At 69.3% G+C, this 16,691-nt stretch carries 16 protein-coding genes; 10 read left to right on the top strand and 6 right to left on the bottom strand.

Annotated features, from left to right (window positions below; genetic code table 11):
- The first annotated feature begins 39 nt into the window (after positions 1-39).
- Complete coding sequence (locus ACSHWB_RS42015) at positions 40-1,200, top strand: acyl-CoA dehydrogenase family protein (RefSeq protein WP_439658893.1); 1,161 nt, start codon at positions 40-42, stop codon at positions 1,198-1,200.
- 9 nt (positions 1,201-1,209) lie between these two features.
- Positions 1,210-2,121 (top strand): acyl-CoA dehydrogenase family protein, encoded by a 912-nt coding sequence (locus tag ACSHWB_RS42020; RefSeq protein WP_439658894.1) that lies wholly within the window; start codon positions 1,210-1,212, stop codon positions 2,119-2,121.
- Here ACSHWB_RS42020 and ACSHWB_RS42025 read toward each other — a convergent pair.
- Together ACSHWB_RS42025 and ACSHWB_RS42030 are read right to left on the bottom strand one after the other, a co-directional pair.
- Positions 2,105-3,193, bottom strand: coding sequence for an NAD(P)H-dependent flavin oxidoreductase (locus ACSHWB_RS42025; protein WP_439658895.1), 1,089 nt, complete (start codon positions 3,191-3,193; stop codon positions 2,105-2,107). The two genes, ACSHWB_RS42020 and ACSHWB_RS42025, sit on opposite strands and share 17 nt — an antisense overlap.
- Complete coding sequence (locus ACSHWB_RS42030) at positions 3,174-4,760, bottom strand: acyl-CoA synthetase (protein WP_439658896.1); 1,587 nt, start codon at positions 4,758-4,760, stop codon at positions 3,174-3,176. The genes ACSHWB_RS42025 and ACSHWB_RS42030 overlap by 20 nt, the downstream gene beginning before the upstream one ends.
- 74 nt (positions 4,761-4,834) lie before the next feature.
- Here ACSHWB_RS42030 and ACSHWB_RS42035 point away from each other — a divergent pair, with 74 nt between their 5' ends.
- The 3 genes from ACSHWB_RS42035 (at position 4,835) to ACSHWB_RS42045 (ending at position 7,217) form a co-directional block, all read left to right on the top strand.
- On the top strand, positions 4,835-5,626 hold the full coding sequence (locus ACSHWB_RS42035; protein ID WP_439658897.1) for a crotonase/enoyl-CoA hydratase family protein: 792 nt from the start codon (positions 4,835-4,837) through the stop codon (positions 5,624-5,626).
- A gap of 11 nt (positions 5,627-5,637) precedes the next feature.
- Positions 5,638-6,360, top strand: a complete 723-nt coding sequence (locus ACSHWB_RS42040; RefSeq protein ID WP_439658898.1) for an HAD family hydrolase — start codon at positions 5,638-5,640, stop codon at positions 6,358-6,360.
- 83 nt (positions 6,361-6,443) lie between these two features.
- On the top strand, positions 6,444-7,217 hold the full coding sequence (locus ACSHWB_RS42045; protein WP_439658899.1) for a hypothetical protein: 774 nt from the start codon (positions 6,444-6,446) through the stop codon (positions 7,215-7,217).
- Positions 7,218-7,433: 216 nt separating this feature from the next.
- Here the strand turns inward: ACSHWB_RS42045 and kstD are convergent, their stop codons facing one another.
- From kstD to ACSHWB_RS42065, 4 genes are read right to left on the bottom strand one after another with little or no spacing between them, the layout of a single operon-like run.
- Positions 7,434-9,140: a 3-oxosteroid 1-dehydrogenase gene (kstD, locus tag ACSHWB_RS42050; protein ID WP_439658900.1), complete on the bottom strand. Its 1,707-nt coding sequence runs from the start codon at positions 9,138-9,140 to the stop codon at positions 7,434-7,436.
- A complete protein-coding gene (locus ACSHWB_RS42055) occupies positions 9,137-9,589 on the bottom strand; it encodes a pyridoxamine 5'-phosphate oxidase family protein (RefSeq protein WP_439658901.1) in 453 nt (150 codons plus the stop codon). The genes kstD and ACSHWB_RS42055 overlap by 4 nt, the downstream gene beginning before the upstream one ends.
- Entirely contained in the window at positions 9,582-11,096 is a 1,515-nt protein-coding gene (locus tag ACSHWB_RS42060) for an acyl-CoA synthetase (protein ID WP_439658902.1), read from the bottom strand. The genes ACSHWB_RS42055 and ACSHWB_RS42060 overlap by 8 nt, the downstream gene beginning before the upstream one ends.
- A 25-nt stretch (positions 11,097-11,121) precedes the next feature.
- Positions 11,122-12,150, bottom strand: coding sequence for an LLM class F420-dependent oxidoreductase (locus ACSHWB_RS42065; protein ID WP_439658903.1), 1,029 nt, complete (start codon positions 12,148-12,150; stop codon positions 11,122-11,124).
- A 45-nt stretch (positions 12,151-12,195) separates the two neighbouring features.
- Here ACSHWB_RS42065 and ACSHWB_RS42070 point away from each other — a divergent pair, with 45 nt between their 5' ends.
- From ACSHWB_RS42070 to ACSHWB_RS42090, 5 genes are read left to right on the top strand one after another with little or no spacing between them, the layout of a single operon-like run.
- Positions 12,196-13,140, top strand: coding sequence for a Zn-ribbon domain-containing OB-fold protein (locus tag ACSHWB_RS42070; protein WP_439658904.1), 945 nt, complete (start codon positions 12,196-12,198; stop codon positions 13,138-13,140).
- Positions 13,141-13,147: 7 nt separating this feature from the next.
- Complete coding sequence (locus tag ACSHWB_RS42075; protein WP_439658905.1) at positions 13,148-14,203, top strand: thiolase domain-containing protein; 1,056 nt, start codon at positions 13,148-13,150, stop codon at positions 14,201-14,203.
- Complete coding sequence (locus ACSHWB_RS42080) at positions 14,203-15,345, top strand: thiolase domain-containing protein (protein ID WP_439658906.1); 1,143 nt, start codon at positions 14,203-14,205, stop codon at positions 15,343-15,345. The genes ACSHWB_RS42075 and ACSHWB_RS42080 overlap by 1 nt, the downstream gene beginning before the upstream one ends.
- Entirely contained in the window at positions 15,342-16,202 is an 861-nt protein-coding gene (locus ACSHWB_RS42085; protein WP_439658907.1) for a TIGR03619 family F420-dependent LLM class oxidoreductase, read from the top strand. Before ACSHWB_RS42080 ends, ACSHWB_RS42085 begins: the two co-directional genes overlap by 4 nt.
- Positions 16,199-16,639, top strand: a complete 441-nt coding sequence (locus ACSHWB_RS42090) for a nuclear transport factor 2 family protein (protein WP_439658908.1) — start codon at positions 16,199-16,201, stop codon at positions 16,637-16,639. The genes ACSHWB_RS42085 and ACSHWB_RS42090 overlap by 4 nt, the downstream gene beginning before the upstream one ends.
- The last annotated feature ends 52 nt before the right edge of the window (positions 16,640-16,691 follow it).

A 16,691-nucleotide genomic window follows, 5' to 3' on the forward strand; every position in this document is an offset into this window, starting at 1 on the left:
CTCCTGACATCAAGTAGAACTTGTTCTAGAGTAGCGGTCATGCGCATCGGTTTCACGCCCGAACAGGAGCAGTTGCGCCAGGAGTTGCGGGCGTACTTCGCCGCGCTCATGACGCCGGAACGCAGAGCGGGCCTCGCCGGTGGCGGCGACTACGGGGACGGCGAGGCCTACAAAGACACCGTCCGCCAGATGGGTCTCGACGGCTGGCTGACCATCGGCTGGCCACGGGAGTACGGCGGCCGCGACCGCCCGATGATCGAGCAGCTGATCTTCCTGGACGAGGCGTCCGCGGCCGGCGCGCCCGTGCCGTTCCTGACGCTGAACTCCATCGGGCCGACGATCATGTCGCTGGGCACGCCCGAGCAGAAGGCGTTCTACCTGCCGAAGATCGCCTCCGGTGAGATCCACTTCGCCATCGGCTACTCCGAACCGGAGGCGGGCACCGACCTCGCGGGTCTGCGCACGCGGGCGGTCCGCGACGGCGACGAGTACGTGATCAACGGCCAGAAGATGTGGACGAGCCTCATCCAGTACGCCGACTACGTGTGGCTGGCCTGCCGCACCGACCAGGAGTCGCAGCGGCACAGGGGTTTGAGCGTCATCGTGGTGCCGACCACGGATCCCGGCTTCTCCTGGACGCCCGTGCCGACGATGTCCGGCCCCACCACCAGCGCGACCTTCTACGACAACGTGCGCGTGCCGGCGACGAACCTCATCGGCGAGGAGCACAAGGGCTGGAAGCTCATCACGAACCAGCTCAACCACGAACGCGTCGCCCTGTGTTCGGCCGCTCCCCTGCAGACCGCGCTGCGCGAGGTTCGTCAATGGGCGGACGAAACCGGTGCCGCGAAACAGGAATGGGTGCGCCTGCACCTCGCCCGCGTGCACGCCAAGACCGAGTTCCTCAAGCTCATCAACTGGCGGATCGCGTCCGGCACCGACGAGGCGCCGTCCCCCGCCGAGGCGTCCGCGACCAAGGTGTTCGGCACCGAGTTCGCCACCGAGGGCTACCGGCTGCTCATGGAGGTGCTGGGCGCCAACGGGATCGTGCGCACCGGCTCGGCGGGAGCGCTGCTGCACGGCCGGGTGGAGCGCATGCACCGGTCGTCGCTGATCCTGACGTTCGGCGGCGGCACCAACGAAGTCCAGCGGGACATCATCGCGCGGGTGGGCCTGGGCCTGCCCGCGGTACCCCGGTAAGGAGACGACGTGGACTTCACCCTGACCGAGGCGCAGCTCGAGCTCGCGGCGCTGACCCGCAAGATCCTCGATTCGTCGGACTCGCCGTGGACCGATCTCGTGAAGTCGGGCGTCGTGCCGGAGCAGCCAGACGAGTTCGGCGTGCTGGAGCAGTGCTCGGTGCTGATCGAACTGGGCCGCGCGGTCTCCCCCGTGCCCTACCTGCCCACGACGGTCGCCGCGTCGGCGCTCGCGGAGTTCGGCACGCCCGAGCAGCGCGAACGCCGGCTCACGCCGGGAACCGTGCTGTCCGTGGCACTTTCCGAGGCCGACGGCGTCCTGACCACCGTGCCTTTCGCCTGGACGGCCGCCGCTTTCCTGGTGGCGCAGGGCGAGCAGGTCTTCCTCGTCGAGGCGGACCAGCTGGAGATCACCCCGCAGGAGCTGGTCGACGGCTCGGACGCGGGATCGTTCGCGTACGCAGGTGGCGAGCTGGTGCCCGGCCTCTCCCCCGACTGGCTGATCACGCGGTACACGCTGGGACTGTGCGCGCTGCAGCTCGGCGTCACCGAACGCGCGCTGGAGCTGACGGCCGAGTACGCACGGACCCGTGTGCAGTTCGACCGGCCGATCGGCAGTTTCCAGGCCGTGGCGCAACGGCTCGCTGATGCGTACATCGACGTCGCGGCGATCCGCCTGACGCTGTGGCAGGCCGCCTGGCGCCTCTCCGAGGGCCTGGACGCGGCGGAGGAGGTGGCCACCGCGAAGTTCTGGGCCGCCGACGCCGGGCACCGCGTGGCGCACACCGCCGTGCACGTCCACGGCGGCACGGGCATCGACATGAGCCACGAGGTGCACCGCTACTTCACCGCGGCCAAGCGCAACGAGTTCGAGCTGGGCGGGGCGACCGCCCAGCTCCTGAAACTCAGCGCAGCTTGGTGAGGCGTTCGACCGTCGTGTCGAACTCCGCCAGCAGGTCCGCCATGACCTCGGCGACCGGCCGCACCTCGTTCATCCGCCCGACGACCTGTCCGACCGGCATCGACACCACGGACGGGTCGTCGGACCGGGCGATCCGCAGGTGCGCCTCGCTGACGAGGATGTTCTGCAACGGCATCGGCAACGGGTCCGGTGCCTCCGCGGACGTCCACGCCTCTGTCCACCGCGTCTTCAGCAACCGCGCCGGTTTGCCGGTGTAGATGCGGGTGCGGACGGTGTCGCTGGAGCCGGCGGCGAGCAACGCCTCCTGCGTGCTGGAGTTCCCCAGCGCGTACTCGGCCGTGGTGAGCCAGTACGAGCCCATCCACACCCCGGACGCGCCGAGAGCCATCGCCGCCGCAGCTTGACGTCCCGAACCGATGCCGCCCGCGGCGAGCACCGGGACGTCCACCGCGTCCACGATCTCCGGCACGAGCACCATCGTCGCGACCTCGCCGGTGTGCCCGCCGGCCTCGTAGCCCTGCGCCACCACGATGTCGACGCCGTTGGCCACGTGCCTGCGCGCGTGTTCGGCCTTGCCCGCCAGCGCCGCCACCGGAACCCCGGCCGCGTGCACCCGTTCGATGACATCGGTCGGCGGTGAGCCCAGGGCGTTCGCGATGAGCCGGATCGGGTGTTCCAGCGCCACGTCGACATGGGACCGCGCGACCGAGTGCAGCCAGCCGAGCACCCCCTCGCCGCCCTCTCCCTCCGGCAGTGGCGGCACTCCGAGCTTGAGCAGCGTCTGCTGCACGAACTCCTTGTGGCTCTGCGGGATGAGGCTCGCGAGGTCGATCTGCGTGCCCTCCTTCGGCACGGTGGCGGGCATGACGATGTCGACCCCGTACGGCTTGCCGTCGGTGTTCTCGTCCATCCAGGTCAGCGCGCGGTCGAGGTCCGCCGCGTCGTTGAACCGCACGCACCCGAGGACACCGAGCCCTCCCGCCCGGCTGATCGCCGCCGCCACGTGCTCGGACGGCGTGAAGCCGAAGACGGGGTGCTCGATGCCCAGCTCGTCACACAGGCTGGTGCGCATGGTCCTCCACGTGGCGCTTGGCCCACTGGTAGTCGGGTTTGCCGCTCGGGGTGCGGCCGATCTCAGTGACGAGCCACAGCGACCGCGGCACCTTGTAGCCCGCGAGGGTCTCGCGCACGTGGGCGTCCAGTTCGGACAGTGTCGGCGTCGCACCGTCGCGCGGCTGGATGATCGCGCCGACGCGTTGCCCGAGCAGGTCGTCCGGGATGCCGATCACGAGCGCGTCGAACACGTCCGGATGCGACTTCAGCACGCCCTCGACCTCTTCGGGGAACACCTTCTCGCCGCCGGTGTTGACGCAGGTGTTGCCGCGTCCCAGCAACGTGATGTCGCCGTCCTCCTCGAACCTCGCGAAGTCGCCGGGCACGGTGAACCGCTTGCCGTCGACCTCCACGAACATCCGCGCGGTCTTCTCCGGGTCCTTGTAGTAGCCGATCGGGATGTGGCCGCCGCGCGCCAGCTTGCCGATCACGCCGGGCACCGGCTCGAGCTTGTTGCCGTCGTCGTCGATGACGATGGTGTCCTCGTTGAGCTTCACCTTGGTGCCGTCGGTCTTCACGATCTCCTTGGGCACCGCGCCGATCCCGGTGGACCCGGTCTCGCTCGACCCGATCGACTCCAGCAGCGTCGTGTGCGGCAGGTGCTCGTGGTACTGCTTCTTGACGGTGTAGGAGAACAGGGCGGCGCTGCTGTTGAGGATGAACAGCGACGAGCCGTCGTAGCCGCCGCGCTGGAACTCCTCGATCAACGGCCGGCCCATGGCGTCCCCGGTGATGACGGCGACCTGGACCTTTTCCCTTTCGATCACCTGCCAGATCTCGGCGGGGTCGAACTTGGGCACCAGCACCACCGTGCTGCCGCTGAACAACGCGCCGAGCACGGCCCACTGCGCCGCGCCGTGGATCAGCGGTGGCAGGCACAGCCTGATGAGCCCGTAGTCCTTGCCGGACTTGGCCTGCTGCCACTCGTCGGTGAGCCGTTCGCCGGTCACGAAGTCGATGCCGCCGCCGAGCGTGCGCCACACGTCCTCATGCCGCCACATCACGCCCTTGGGCATGCCGGTCGTGCCGCCGGTGAACAGGATGTAGAGGTCGTCGGGGCTGCGCGGCTCGAAGTCCCGCTCGCCCGACTCCTCGGCGAGTGCCGTCTCGTAGTCCGCGCCGGCGAACTCCTCGTCGGTCTCGTCGTCGATCACGACCGTGTGGCCGGGCACGCCGACCTCCGCGACCAGCGGCGCGTACCGCCGTTCGTGTACGAGAGCGGTCAGATCCGCCTCGCCGAAGAGGTATTGCAACTCGTTCTTGGTGTAGCGGTAGTTCACGTTGATCGCCACGGCACGCAGCTTGTAGACCGCGAGCATGGCCTCGACGAGCTCGATCGAGTTGCGCGCGTAGAGCCCCACGTGCGCACCCTGCGTCACGCCGTTCTTTGCCAGGTGGTGAGCCAGTTTGTTGGCTCGCGACTCCAGCTCGGCGTAGGTGACCCGCTTGGACCCGCACACGAGCGCGGTCCTGTCGGGCACGGTGTCGGCGGCGTGTTCAACGAGGTCTGCGACGTTGAGGGCCATGATAGGCAAAGTAGAACGTGTTACTGTTCTGGACAATCCCCCGTGCGGTCAGACTCGATCCAGGAGGCGCGCGAATGACGACCACGACAGAACCACACGCGTTGGTGGACTTGGTCGACAACGTTCTGGTCGTCACGATGAACCGTCCGGAGGTCCGCAACGCTTTGTCGGGCCCCATGTTGGCCATCATGCAGGAGGCGTGGGACCGGGTGGACTCCGATCCGGACGTCCGCGTCTGCATCCTGACCGGCGCGGGTGGCTCGTTCTGCGCGGGCGCGGACCTGAAAGCCATGACGTCCAACCATCCCAGCGAGAACGCCGGCAAGTTCGACTTCTCCGTCATCGAGTCGCTGCTGAAAGGTCGTCGATTGACGAAACCGCTCATCGCGGCGGTGGAAGGACCCGCGGTCGCCGGCGGCACGGAGATCCTGCAGGCGACCGACATCCGCGTGGCCGGTGAGAGCGCCCGGTTCGGCGTCTCCGAGGCGCGCTGGGGCCTGTTCCCGATGGGCGGCTCGGCGGTGCGGCTGCCGCGCCAGATCCCCTACACGGTCGCGGCCGATCTCCTGCTGACCGGGCGGCACATCCGCGCGGCCGAGGCCAAGGAGATCGGGCTGATCGGGCACGTGGTGCCGGACGGCCAGGCGCTGGACAAGGCGCTGGAGCTCGCCGCGTTGATCACGGCGAACGGGCCGATCGCCGTGCAGAAGATCCTGCAGACCATGCGGGAGACCGAGGTCATGCACGAGAACGAGGCGTTCAAAGTGGACGCACGGCTCGGCATGGAGGTGTTCTCCAGCGAGGACGCCAAGGAGGGGCCGCGGGCGTTCGCGGAGAAGCGCAAGCCGGAGTTCAAGGGCCGTTAGCATCGGGACCTGTGAACCCCGTCGTCATCGTCGACCTCGACGACTGCCTGATCCCGGACGGCACCGCCGCCCGCGCCGCCATCGCCGCGGTGCTGGGCGAACTGGCGCTCGACGCGGACGAGCGGGCCGTGGACACCGTGCTGGCCGCCGCTCGCCGGGAGTGGCGCGACAACCGGCGCCTCACGCATCGCGAGGTCGAACGGGTCGCGTCCTGGGAGGCGCTCTGGGCGGACTTCCACGACCTCCCGATGCCGGCGGAGATCGTCGAGGCACTGGTCGGCAACGACGTGCGGGCGTGGCGGCTCGCCCTCGACGACCTGGGCAGTTCCGCCGACGCCGCCCAGGCAGCACTGGCGTTCCGCAGTGCGCGCAGGGCACTCGTGCGGCCGTTCCCCGGCGTGGAGTCCGCTTTGGACTCGTTGCGCGAGCGGCACGAGCTCTGGCTGGCCACGGACGGCTGCCGGTCGCTGCAACGCGCGAAGATCGAGCTGTCCGGTCTCGCCGACCGGTTCACGCGCGTGTTCGTCTCGGGCGAGGTCGGCCATCCCAAGGGCACACCGGGGTTCACGGACGCCGTCAGCGGCGCGCTGGCGGGCAGCAGGGCCGTCTGTCTCGTCGCGGGTGACAGCGTGACCACCGATCTCCTGCTCGCCCAGACCGGCGGCTGGCCGTTCGTCCAGATCACCGACGAGGTCAGGTTCGCCGACGTGCCTGCCTACTGCCGCTGTCCCTGAACGCGTCGTTCGTGCCCGTAACACTCGGCGGCGAGGCTCCGATCTGCGTATCAAACATCCGCAGTCCGGAGCAGGGGCCAGTCTTGACACACTCGGAGAAATCGACGGGGAACGAGATCGAGGGCGACGTCAGCGGCACGTCCATTCAGGCCGGTTCGATCGCGTTCAACCTCGGCACCGCTGCCAAACCCCGACGGGGCAAGGCTTTCTGGTGCCTGACCGGTTCGGCCGCGGTGGTGATCGTCGCGAGTGTCTCCACACTCGCGCTGAAGCTCACGCCACCGGACGAGCAGGTGAGACAGACCCACGCGGCAGCCACCGCCTCGGCCACGACCAGCACGACCTCGCCGCCGGCCGCCTCCTCCACCGCCGTCGCACCTGCCCCGGCCACGGCCGCTCGTCCTGCGCCGGGCGGCACGGTGCCACGCCTGGCCGGCACCACCCCGGCTGTCAGCGCGCCCGTCCCCACGACGACCGCGCCCAAGGTGGCCGCACTCCCGCCGCCGGCACCTGCGGGTGACGGCGTGCGGTTCAGCGGCGCGCTGCGTTTCGGCAGCTTCCACCTGGACCCCGCGCAGCCGCGGGACGTGCCGGAGTCCAACGTCTGGGCGCTCACCCCGAAGCGCCTGCACGGCGACCCCGGCTACTGGCTGGCCGAGTGGCACAGCGACGGCGAGCCGGGGCGCGCCGAGTGCGCGACCCACCTGGGGACGAACGCCACTTTGGACGCCGACAACGTGGTCGTGGGCAGCCGGGTCTGCGGGAAGACCCCCGAGGGCAGGATCTTCCGCATCGACGTCACGGTGCTGGACGGCAGCGCGATCACCGGCCAGGTCACCGTGTGGGAGTCGGTCTGAGCACCTGACCGGAAGCCCTGCCCGAACCGACGGGGCTACGCCCCCAGCCCCAAACTTGAGCACACCCGGCTCAACTTTAGAACCTCACGCGGGGACCCTACGTACTCTCACAGCGCACGCGGGGGCCCCGCGTGCCGCAAAAGCAGCGTGCGCGAGGCCCGTGTCTCTTTGGGAACCGGGGCCAACGGGATGGGGACAGAACTGCTGCTCAGGGGCTTAGACGTCGTTGGCCGCGATGTACCCGAACGTCATGGCGGGCCCGATCGTCGACCCCGCCCCCGCGTAACTGTGGCCCATCACCGCCGAACTGACGTTGCCCGCCGCGTACAGCCCGGGGATCACCGATCCGTCCGGCCGCAGCACGCGGGCCCGCGCGTCCGTCACCAGGCCGCCCTTCGTGCCGAGGTCTCCCGGCACGATCTTGAAGGCGTAGAACGGCGGCGCCCACAACGGTGCGAGGCACGAGTTCGGGAAGACCGCGGGATCCGTGTAGTAGTGGTCGTAGGCGCTGTCACCGCGCTTGAAGTCGGCGTCACGACCGGTCATGGCCTGGCCGTTGAACCGGCTGACGGTCGCCTTCAGGTTCGCCCCCGGCACCCCGATCGCCGAGGCCAGGCCGTCCAGCGACCAGTTCTTCACGACCGCGCCGGACTGGTACCAGCCGTCCGGCAGCGGCAGGGTCGGGGCCACGTCGGCGAACAGGTACCTGTTGCGGTAGTTCTGGTCCACTACGAGCCACGCCGGGATGCACGGGTCCGAGGGGTTCTTGTCGTACATGACGTGCACGACGTCGCTGTAGGGCGCGGCCTCGTTGACGAACCGGCGACCGGCCGCGTTGATCATCAGGCCGCCGGGGAGCGTGCGTTCGGCGAGGCAGAAGTACGGCGAGCCCGGCGTCGGGATGGCAGGGCCCCACCAGGCGTCGTCCATCAGGTCGAGTGCCGCGCCTGCGCGCTGGCCGGCCCGGTGGCCGTCGCCGGTGTTCTCCTTCGCGCCGACCGTCCACTGTGTGCCGATGGGCTGGCGCTGGTACTGGGCGCGCATGGCCGCGTTGTGCTCGAAGCCGCCGGAGCCCATGATCACGCCGCGGCGGGCGCGGACCAGGCCACGCGAGGTGAGCACGCCCTTGACGGCGCCGTTCTCCACGTGGAGGTCCTGGAGGCCGGTGTTGAGCCACACCGGGACGTTCGCCTGCAGCAGTCCCGCCCGCAGTCCACCGGCCAGCGCCTGCCCCATGGTCAACGGCTTCTGGCCCGCGAGGGCAGCAGCCGTGCCGCGGGCCAGTGCGGCCGCAGCCGTTGCGGCCCCCTTCGCGTTGACGAGGGCGAGGGCGAGCCACTTGTAGTCGGCGCCGTAGATGACCATGCCCGCCGGGGTGGCGAGGTACGGCGCGTTCAGGTTCGCGAGCTCGGCACCGAGGATCCGTCCGTCGATCATCTCGGGCTCGATCGACCGGCCCTTCGCGATGCCGCCGGGATATTCCGGGTAGTAGTCGCTGTAGCCGTCCATGTGCCGGAAGCGCAGCGGGCTGTTGCGCATGACGAACGAGATCATCTGCGGCCCGTGCGACAGGTAGGCCTGCTGCCGCACCAACGGGATGTCGCCGACGACCGCCGCCATGTACTGCGCGGCCTTCGCGGGTGTGTCCGGGATGCCGGCCGCGAGGATGACCTCGTTGTTGGGGATCCAGATGCCGGCACCGGACCGCGCGGCGGAACCGCCGTACGTCGGCGCCTTCTCCACGACCACGCAGCTCAGTCCGCGCTTGGCCGCGGTGAGCGCGGCGGTCATGCCGGCCGCTCCGGCTCCGACCACCACGACGTCGAACTCACCGAGGTCGGCGGAGGCCGACGACGGCTTGACGAGCCCCGAGGCCAGTGCGAGACCGGCTCCGGCGAGCACCTGACGGCGGTTCAGGTTCACGGGTTCACTCCAGACATCGTCTTCCGGTGGTCCCAGCTGGCGGTCTTGGTCGGACGGAAGATCACGGCTGCGCGCCTCGACATCGCCTTGCGCAACGCCGCACGGGCCTCGGGGTCGTCGCCGACCTCGCCGAAGTTGCGAGCCACCACGGCGTCCACGACAGGGCCGAGCTCGGTGAACTCGGTGACGCCCTCCATGTGCACGCCGCGCAGCTGGTCGTAGGTCTCCCCCGCCTCGGCGAGCACGCTGCAGCGCGGATCCCGTTGCAGGTTCACGATCTTCTGCGACTTGCGGTCGGTGCAGAACACGAGCTCGCCGTCCACCCACGCGAACCACATCGGCGCGAGGTGCGGCAGCCCGTTGCGGCCGATAGTGGCCACGATCAACGTCTTCTGTCCGCGCAGGAACTCCTCGACCTCACCGGCCGACATCTTGATGGCGTCACGCACGGTCGCGGAGCTTTCGCTTGTACAGCTTGCCATTGGGATCGCGCGGCAACTCGGCCATGTACTCGACAGTGCGTGGCAGCTTGAACTTCGCGAGCCTCGTCCGCGCGAACTCCAGCAGCTCCTCGGTCAGGGCCTCGTCCGCGACCACCCCGTCCGCCGGCTGTACGACGGCCTTGATCGCCTCGCCCCAGTCCGGGTGCGGCACGCCGAACACGGCCACGTCCACGACCTTGGGATGGCAGATGAGCTCACCCTCGATCTCCGCCGGGTAGATGTTCACCCCGCCCGAGATGATCATGTCGTTCTTGCGGTCGCACAGGAACAGATAGCCGTCCTCGTCCAGATACCCGATGTCCTGCAACGTGAACAGCTTGCCGACGCGCGCGGCACGGGTCTTCTCGGAGTCCTTGTGGTACTCGAACGTCGAGTCGCCCATCCGCATGTAGACGAGCCCCTGCTCGCCGACGGGCAGCTCGGTGCCGTCCTCGCCGAGGATCTTGATCTCGGACGTCGGCCAGGGCAGCCCGACGGAACCCGGTTTGCGCAGCCATTCCTGGGCGGTGATCGCGGTGCCGCCGCCCTCGGTGGCCGCGTAGTACTCGATCACGACCGGTCCCCACCAGTCGAGCATGCGGCGCTTGACCTCCAGCGGGCACGGTGCCGCACCGTGGATCATCGCGCGCAGCGAACCCATGTCGTACTTGGCCTTCACGTCGTCCGGCAGTGCCAGCAGCCGGTGGAACTGCGTCGGCACCATGTGGCTGTGGGTGACCTTGTGCCGTTCGATCAGCCGCAGCATGTCCTCGGGCGACCAGTGATCCATGAGCACCGCGGTGTGGCCGAGCTGGATCGAGATGACGACGAAGTTGAGCACCGCCGTGTGGTAGAGCGGCGACCCGCACAGGTGCACGTGCCCGTCGTGCGGCTTGATCCCGAAGATGCCGAAGAACCAGGCGGCCGACGGCGGCACGACGTCCGGGTCGGCGCCGGTCAACGGCCTGCGCACACCCTTGGGGCGCCCGGTCGTGCCGGAGGTGTAGAGCATCGGCGACCCGGTGGTGCGGCCGTCCGGCCTGCCCTCCTCGCCCTCGCCCAGCTTGCTCAGCGGCTCGAACCCCGCTATCTCACCGACCGCGAACCGGGCGTTGGCGGGCAGACCGGCCGCGGCCTCCACCGCGGCGGCCGCGAACTTCTCGTGGGCGACGAAGGCCTTGGCCCCGCTGTCCTGCACGAGGTACGCGACCTCGGCCCCGGTCAGGTGCCAGTTGGCCATCACGACGTAGAGGCCGGTCTGGTAGGCGGCGAAGTACACCGCCACCAGGTCGGCGCTGTTGGGCAGCATCAGCACGATGCTGTCGCCGGGTTCGAGCCCCAGGGCCCGGAACCCGCGCCCGTAGCGGTTCGCGGTGCCCGCGAGCTCCGAGTAGGTGATCTCTCGACCACTCGGATCGACCAGCGCGGTCAGGTCCGGCTGATCGGCAGCGATGTTCCAGAGTCCTGTGACCACACCCTCAAAGTAGAACGCGTTTCACCTACTGACAAGCCTCCGACAAGGCCTTGATCGAGGCAACGTCGCGGCATCCGACGAGCAGTGTCGTGACGCCCGCCTTCTCCCACCGGCGAACCTCCTCGCGGACGTGCTCGGCGTTGCCGACGATGCTGATCTCGGCCACCAGCTCGTCCGGAACCACCTGCGCCGCCTCGTCCTTGCGCCCGGCCTGGAAGAGCCTGCCGACGTCCTGGACGACCTCGCCGTATCCCATGCGGGTGAATACCTCGGCGTGGAAGTTCATACCGGGCGCACCCATTCCGCCGATGTACAAAGCGACGAACGGCTTCAGCATCGCCCGCACGGACTCCGGATCGTCGGTCACGACGACCTGACAGGTGGCGGCGACCTCGAAGTTCTCCCTGGTACGACCGGATTTCGCGAAGCCCTCGTCGAGCCACTCGTCGTACATGCCGGCGAGCCTCGGCGCGTAGTAGATCGCCAGCCAGCCGTCCGCGATCTCGGACGTCAGCGCGACGTTCTTCGGACCCTCCGCACCGAGCCAGACGGGCAGGTCAGCGCGCAGCGGATGGGTGATCGGCTTCAGCGGCTTGCCGAGCCCCAACGAGCCAGGCCCCTGATAGGGCAACGGGTAGTGCGGGCCGTCGTTGCGCACCGGCGCCTCGCGGGCCATCACCTGACGGAGGATCGACACGTACTCCCTGGTCCTGGCCAGGGGCTTCGCGAACGGCCGCCCGTACCAGCCCTCCACGACCTGCGGCCCGGACACGCCCAGACCGAGCACGAACCGTCCGCCGGAGAGGTGGTCCAAGGTCAGCGCGTGCATCGCGCACGCGGCCGGTGTGCGCGCCGACATCTGCACGACGGACGTGCCGAGCCGCACCCTCGAAGTCTCGGATCCCCACCACGCCAACGGGGTGAACGCGTCCGAGCCCCACGCCTCGGCGGCGAACACCGCGTCGAAGCCGAATTCCTCCGCCGCCGCCACGAGTTCGGCGGCGTTCTGAGGCGGACCGGCGCCCCAGTACCCGAGCTGCAGACCGAGCTTCATGCCCTCATCTTGCCACCATTTCGAGAACCTGTTTCACTTTGATCTGTGACTCGGCCGCTGAGTGCTCCGCTCGACGTTGGCTTCGACTACACGCGCTCCCTCGGCCCGACGCTGGGCCGGTTCCTCTCGGATCTGCGCCGCCGCAAGGTGACCGGGATCCGGGGCAGCGACGGGCGCGTGCACGTGCCGCCGCTCGAGTACGACCCCGTGACCGCCGAACGCCTCCACGAGTTCGTGGACGTGACGGCGACCGGTGTCGTGCGCGGGTGGTCGTGGATTCCCGAGCCCCTCGAAGGACAGCCGCTCGACCGGCCGTTCGCGTGGGCGCTCATCCAACTCGACGGCGCGGACACCTCGCTGCTGCACGCCGTCGACGCCGGTTCGCCAGAGCAGATGGCGACTGGAACACGCGTGCGCGCAAGGTGGCGTGACGAACGCGTCGGCGCGATCACGGACATCGAGTGCTTCGAGATCTCCGACGAGCCCGCCGACGAACCTGTCGACGCCGAGGCCGTCACGATGGTGACCACGCCGGTGAACCTGCACTACACGCACTCGGCGTCGCCGACGGAGGACCCGTTCCTGCGCGGTCTCATGGAGGGCAGGCTGATCGCCCAGCGCTGCCCGGTGTGCGAGAAGGTCTACTTCCCGCCACGCCCCGCCTGCCCCGTGGACGGCGTCCCGACGACGGACCAGATCGAGCTGTCCGACAAGGGCACCATCACGACGTACTGCGTCGTCAACGTCCCGTTCCTCGGCCAGCGCATCCCGCCGCCGTACGTCTCGGCGTACGTGCTGCTCGACGGCGCGGACATCCCGTTCCTGCACCTGCTGCTCGGCGTCGCACCGGAGGACGTGCGGATGGGCATGCGCGTGGAGGCGGTCTGGAAGCCGCGCGAGGAGTGGGGCCCGACGATGCAGAACATCGACCACTTCAGGCCGTCCGGTGAGCCGAACGCGCCGTTCGACTCCTACTCCCAGCACCTGTGAGGCTCGCGTGCGTGACATTGCGGTAGTCGGCTTCGCGCAGACGCCCTGCGTGCGCGAGACCGACGGCACCACCAACGGTGTCGAGATGCTGGTGCCGATCTTCCACGAGGTGCTCGGCGGGCTCGGGCTCACCAAGACCGACATCGGGTTCTGGTGCTCGGGCTCCTCGGACTACCTGGCCGGGCGCGCGTTCTCGTTCGTCTCCGCGGTCGACGCGATCGGCGCCTTCCCGCCGATCGCCGAGTCGCACGTCGAGATGGACGCCGCGTGGGCGCTGTACGAGGCGTGGGTCAAGCTGCTCTGCGGTGAGATCGACACCGCCCTGGTCTACGGCTTCGGCAAGTCGTCGGCCGGCCAGCTGCGGCGGGTCATGGCGATGCAGCTCGACCCCTACCTCGTCACCCCCCTCTGGCCGGACTCCCTTGGCCTGGCGGGAATCCAGGCCCGCATGGGCATCGAGAACGGCCTCTGGGACGAACGCGCGATGGCCTCCGTGGCCGCACAGAGCCGTGCCGCCGCCCTCTCGAACCCGCTGGCGCAGCTGTCCGGTGAGGTCGACGCCGACGAACTGCTGACCTTGCCCTACGTCGCGGATCCGTTGCGCCGGCACGACTGCGCGCCGATCACCGACGGCGCCGCGACGATCGTGCTGGCCGCCGGAGATCGTGCCCGCGAACTCTGCGAACGCCCGGCGTGGATCACCGGTTTCGAACACCGCACCGACTCGCCGTCGTTCGGCACACGCGACCTCACAACCTCTCCCTCGGCGGTGGCCGCGGGTAAGGCGGCAGGTGCCGACGGCGTCCAGGTGGCGGAGCTGCACGCGCCGTTCACCCACCAGGAAATCCTGCTGCGCCAAGCACTCGGGCTCGGCGACGACGTCACCGTCAACCCGTCCGGCGGAGTGCTCGCGGGCAACCCGATGTTCGCGGCCGGGCTGGCGCGCATCGGCGAGGCGGCCCGCCGGATCCACGACGGCACCGCCCAGAAGGTCCTCGGGCACGCCACCAGTGGCCCGCTGCTCCAACAGAACCTCGTCTGCGTGATGGAAGGGCGTGAGTGATGCGACCGGCAGCAGTGGTCGGCGTCGGCCAGACGCACCACGCGGCGAAACGCCTCGACGTGTCGATGGCGGGCCTGTGCCGCGAGGCGATCGACCGCGCGATGGCCGACGCCGGCGTGGACTGGTCCGACATCGACGCCGTGGTCCTCGGCAAGGCACCGGACCTGTTCGAGGGCGTGATGATGCCCGAGCTTTTCCTCGCCGACGCGTTGGGCGCCGTCGGGAAACCGTTGCTGCGCGTGCACACCGCCGGTTCTGTCGGCGGCAGCACGGGCAACGTGGCCGCGTCACTCGTGCAGTCCGGCGTGCACAACCGCGTCCTGGCCGTGGCGTTCGAGAAGCAGTCCGAGTCGAACGCGATGTGGGCCCTGTCCGTGCCGACGCCGTTCACCATGCCGGTGCACGCGGGCGCGGGCGGCTACTTCGCACCGCACGTGCGTTCCTACATCCGCCGCGCCGGTGCTCCCGAGCACGTGGGCGCGATGGTCGCGGCCAAAGACCGGCGCAACGGCGCAAAGAACCCGTACGCGCACCTCAAACAACCGGACATCACCGTCGAGTCGGTGCAGGCCTCCACCATGCTGTGGGACCCGATCCGCTACGACGAGACGTGTCCTTCCTCGGACGGCGCCTGCGCGGTGGTGATCTCGTCTGAGCCCACGTCGGGCCAGGCGGCCTGGATCCGCGCGACCGCGATGCGCACCGAGCCGACGACGTTCGCCGGACGCGACCAGGTCAACCCTCAGGCGGGCCAGGACGCCGCGCGGGCGTTGTGGAAGCAGGCGGGCATCACCGACCCGCTGTCCGAAGTGGACGCAGCCGAGATCTACGTGCCGTTCTCGTGGTTCGAGCCGATGTGGCTCGAGAACCTCGGCTTCACCGACATCGGGCAGGGCTGGAAGCTCACCGAGGCCGGTGAGACCGAGATCGGCGGCAGGCTGCCGGTGAACCCGAGCGGCGGCGTGCTCTCGTCCAACCCGATCGGCGCCTCGGGGCTGCTGCGCTTCGCCGAAGCCGCGATGCAGGTCATGGGCACCGCGGGAGACCACCAGGTCGACGGTGCGCGGGTCGCGCTGGGCCACGCTTACGGCGGTGGTTCGCAGTTCTTCGCCATGTGGGTCGTAGGATCGGAGAAGCCGTGAAGTTCACCGTTGGCATCGCCATGAGCCCGCTCGACCAGCTGACCGAGCTGGCCCAGTGCGCCGAGGAGTGCGGCTACGCCTCGATCGCGTTGCCGGACTCGCTGTTCTTCTCGGAGAAGGTGTCCGCGGACTACCCGTACACCCCGGACGGCTCGCGCATGTGGAACGCCGACACCCCGTGGGTGGACCCGTTCGTCGCCGCGGCCGCGATGGGCGCCGTGACGTCCCGCATCAACTTCTACACGCAGGTCCTGAAACTGGGCTCCCGCAACCCGCTCCTGCTCGCCCGCCAGGTCGGCTCGGTCGCGCACATGACCGGCAACCGGTTCGGGTTCGGCGTCGGCCTCGGCTGGTCGCCGGAGGAGTTCGAGTGGTGCGGCGTGCCGTACAAGAACCGCGGCCCGCGCGTGGACGAGATGATCGACGTGCTGAAGCTCGTGCTGGGCGGCGGGATGGTCGAGTACCACGGCGACTACTTCGACTTCGACCGGCTGCAGATGTCGCCGGCACCCACCTCGCCGGTGCCGTTCTACGTCGGTGGGCACTCCGCGGCCGCGTTGAAGCGCGCCGCCCGCGTCGGGGACGGCTGGACGTCGGCGATGATCAAGTTCGAGGAGCTCAAGTCGGTCATCGCGCAGCTCGACGACCTCGGCTGCTTCGAAAGGCCGTTCGAGATCCAGGCCGTGTGCATCGACCGGTTCGGGCTCGACGGCTACAAGCAGCTCGCCGAGGTCGGGGTGACCGACACGATCGTCGTGCCGTGGCTGTTCTACGGCGTCGGCTTCGACGGCGGCCTGCAGGCCAAGAAGGACGGACTTCGGCGCTTCGCCGACGAGGTGATCGGAGAGTTCGCGTGACCGCAGTTACTTGGACGGCTTCCAAGACGGAGACCCCAGCCCGCCTGGCCTCGTGGCGTTCCATGGAGGCCGTGTCCGGCGGCAAGAAGGACGAGTGGTTGGCGTTGTTCGCCGAGGACGCCGTGGTCGAGGACCCGGTGGGCCCGTCGATGTTCGACGCCGAGGGCAAGGGCCACCAGGGCAAGGAGGCGATCGCCGCCTTCTGGGACCTCGCGATCGCCAACGTCGAACGCTTCGAGTTCGCGATGCACGACTCGTTCGCGGCGGGCTCCGAGTGCGCGAACGTGGGCACGATCAGCGCGTTCCTGCCGGGTGGTGCGCGCGTCGACACCGAGGGCGTGTTCGTCTACAACGTGGGCGAGGACGGGCTGATCAAGTCGATGCGGGCGTTCTGGGAGACCGAACGGGCGCTCGCCACGCTGCGCGTCGAACCCTGACGTCGAAAAGGCGTCTGCAAGTACTACCGACTCCGAGTTGGCGGTACTTGCA

It is taken from the genome of Lentzea sp. HUAS TT2, assembly GCF_051853195.1.
In the GTDB taxonomy this organism is placed as follows: Bacteria; Actinomycetota; Actinomycetes; order Mycobacteriales; family Pseudonocardiaceae; genus Lentzea.

Coding starts and splice junctions, on each gene's coding strand:
- ACSHWB_RS42015 (WP_439658893.1), top strand. CDS start 40: ATGCGCATCGGTTTCACGCCCGAACAGGAGCAGTTGCGCCAGGAGTTG.
- ACSHWB_RS42025 (WP_439658895.1), bottom strand. CDS start 3,193: ATGCGCACCAGCCTGTGTGACGAGCTGGGCATCGAGCACCCCGTCTTC.
- ACSHWB_RS42035 (WP_439658897.1), top strand. CDS start 4,835: ATGACGACCACGACAGAACCACACGCGTTGGTGGACTTGGTCGACAAC.
- ACSHWB_RS42030 (WP_439658896.1), bottom strand. CDS start 4,760: ATGGCCCTCAACGTCGCAGACCTCGTTGAACACGCCGCCGACACCGTG.
- ACSHWB_RS42065 (WP_439658903.1), bottom strand. CDS start 12,150: ATGAAGCTCGGTCTGCAGCTCGGGTACTGGGGCGCCGGTCCGCCTCAG.
- ACSHWB_RS42080 (WP_439658906.1), top strand. CDS start 14,203: ATGCGACCGGCAGCAGTGGTCGGCGTCGGCCAGACGCACCACGCGGCG.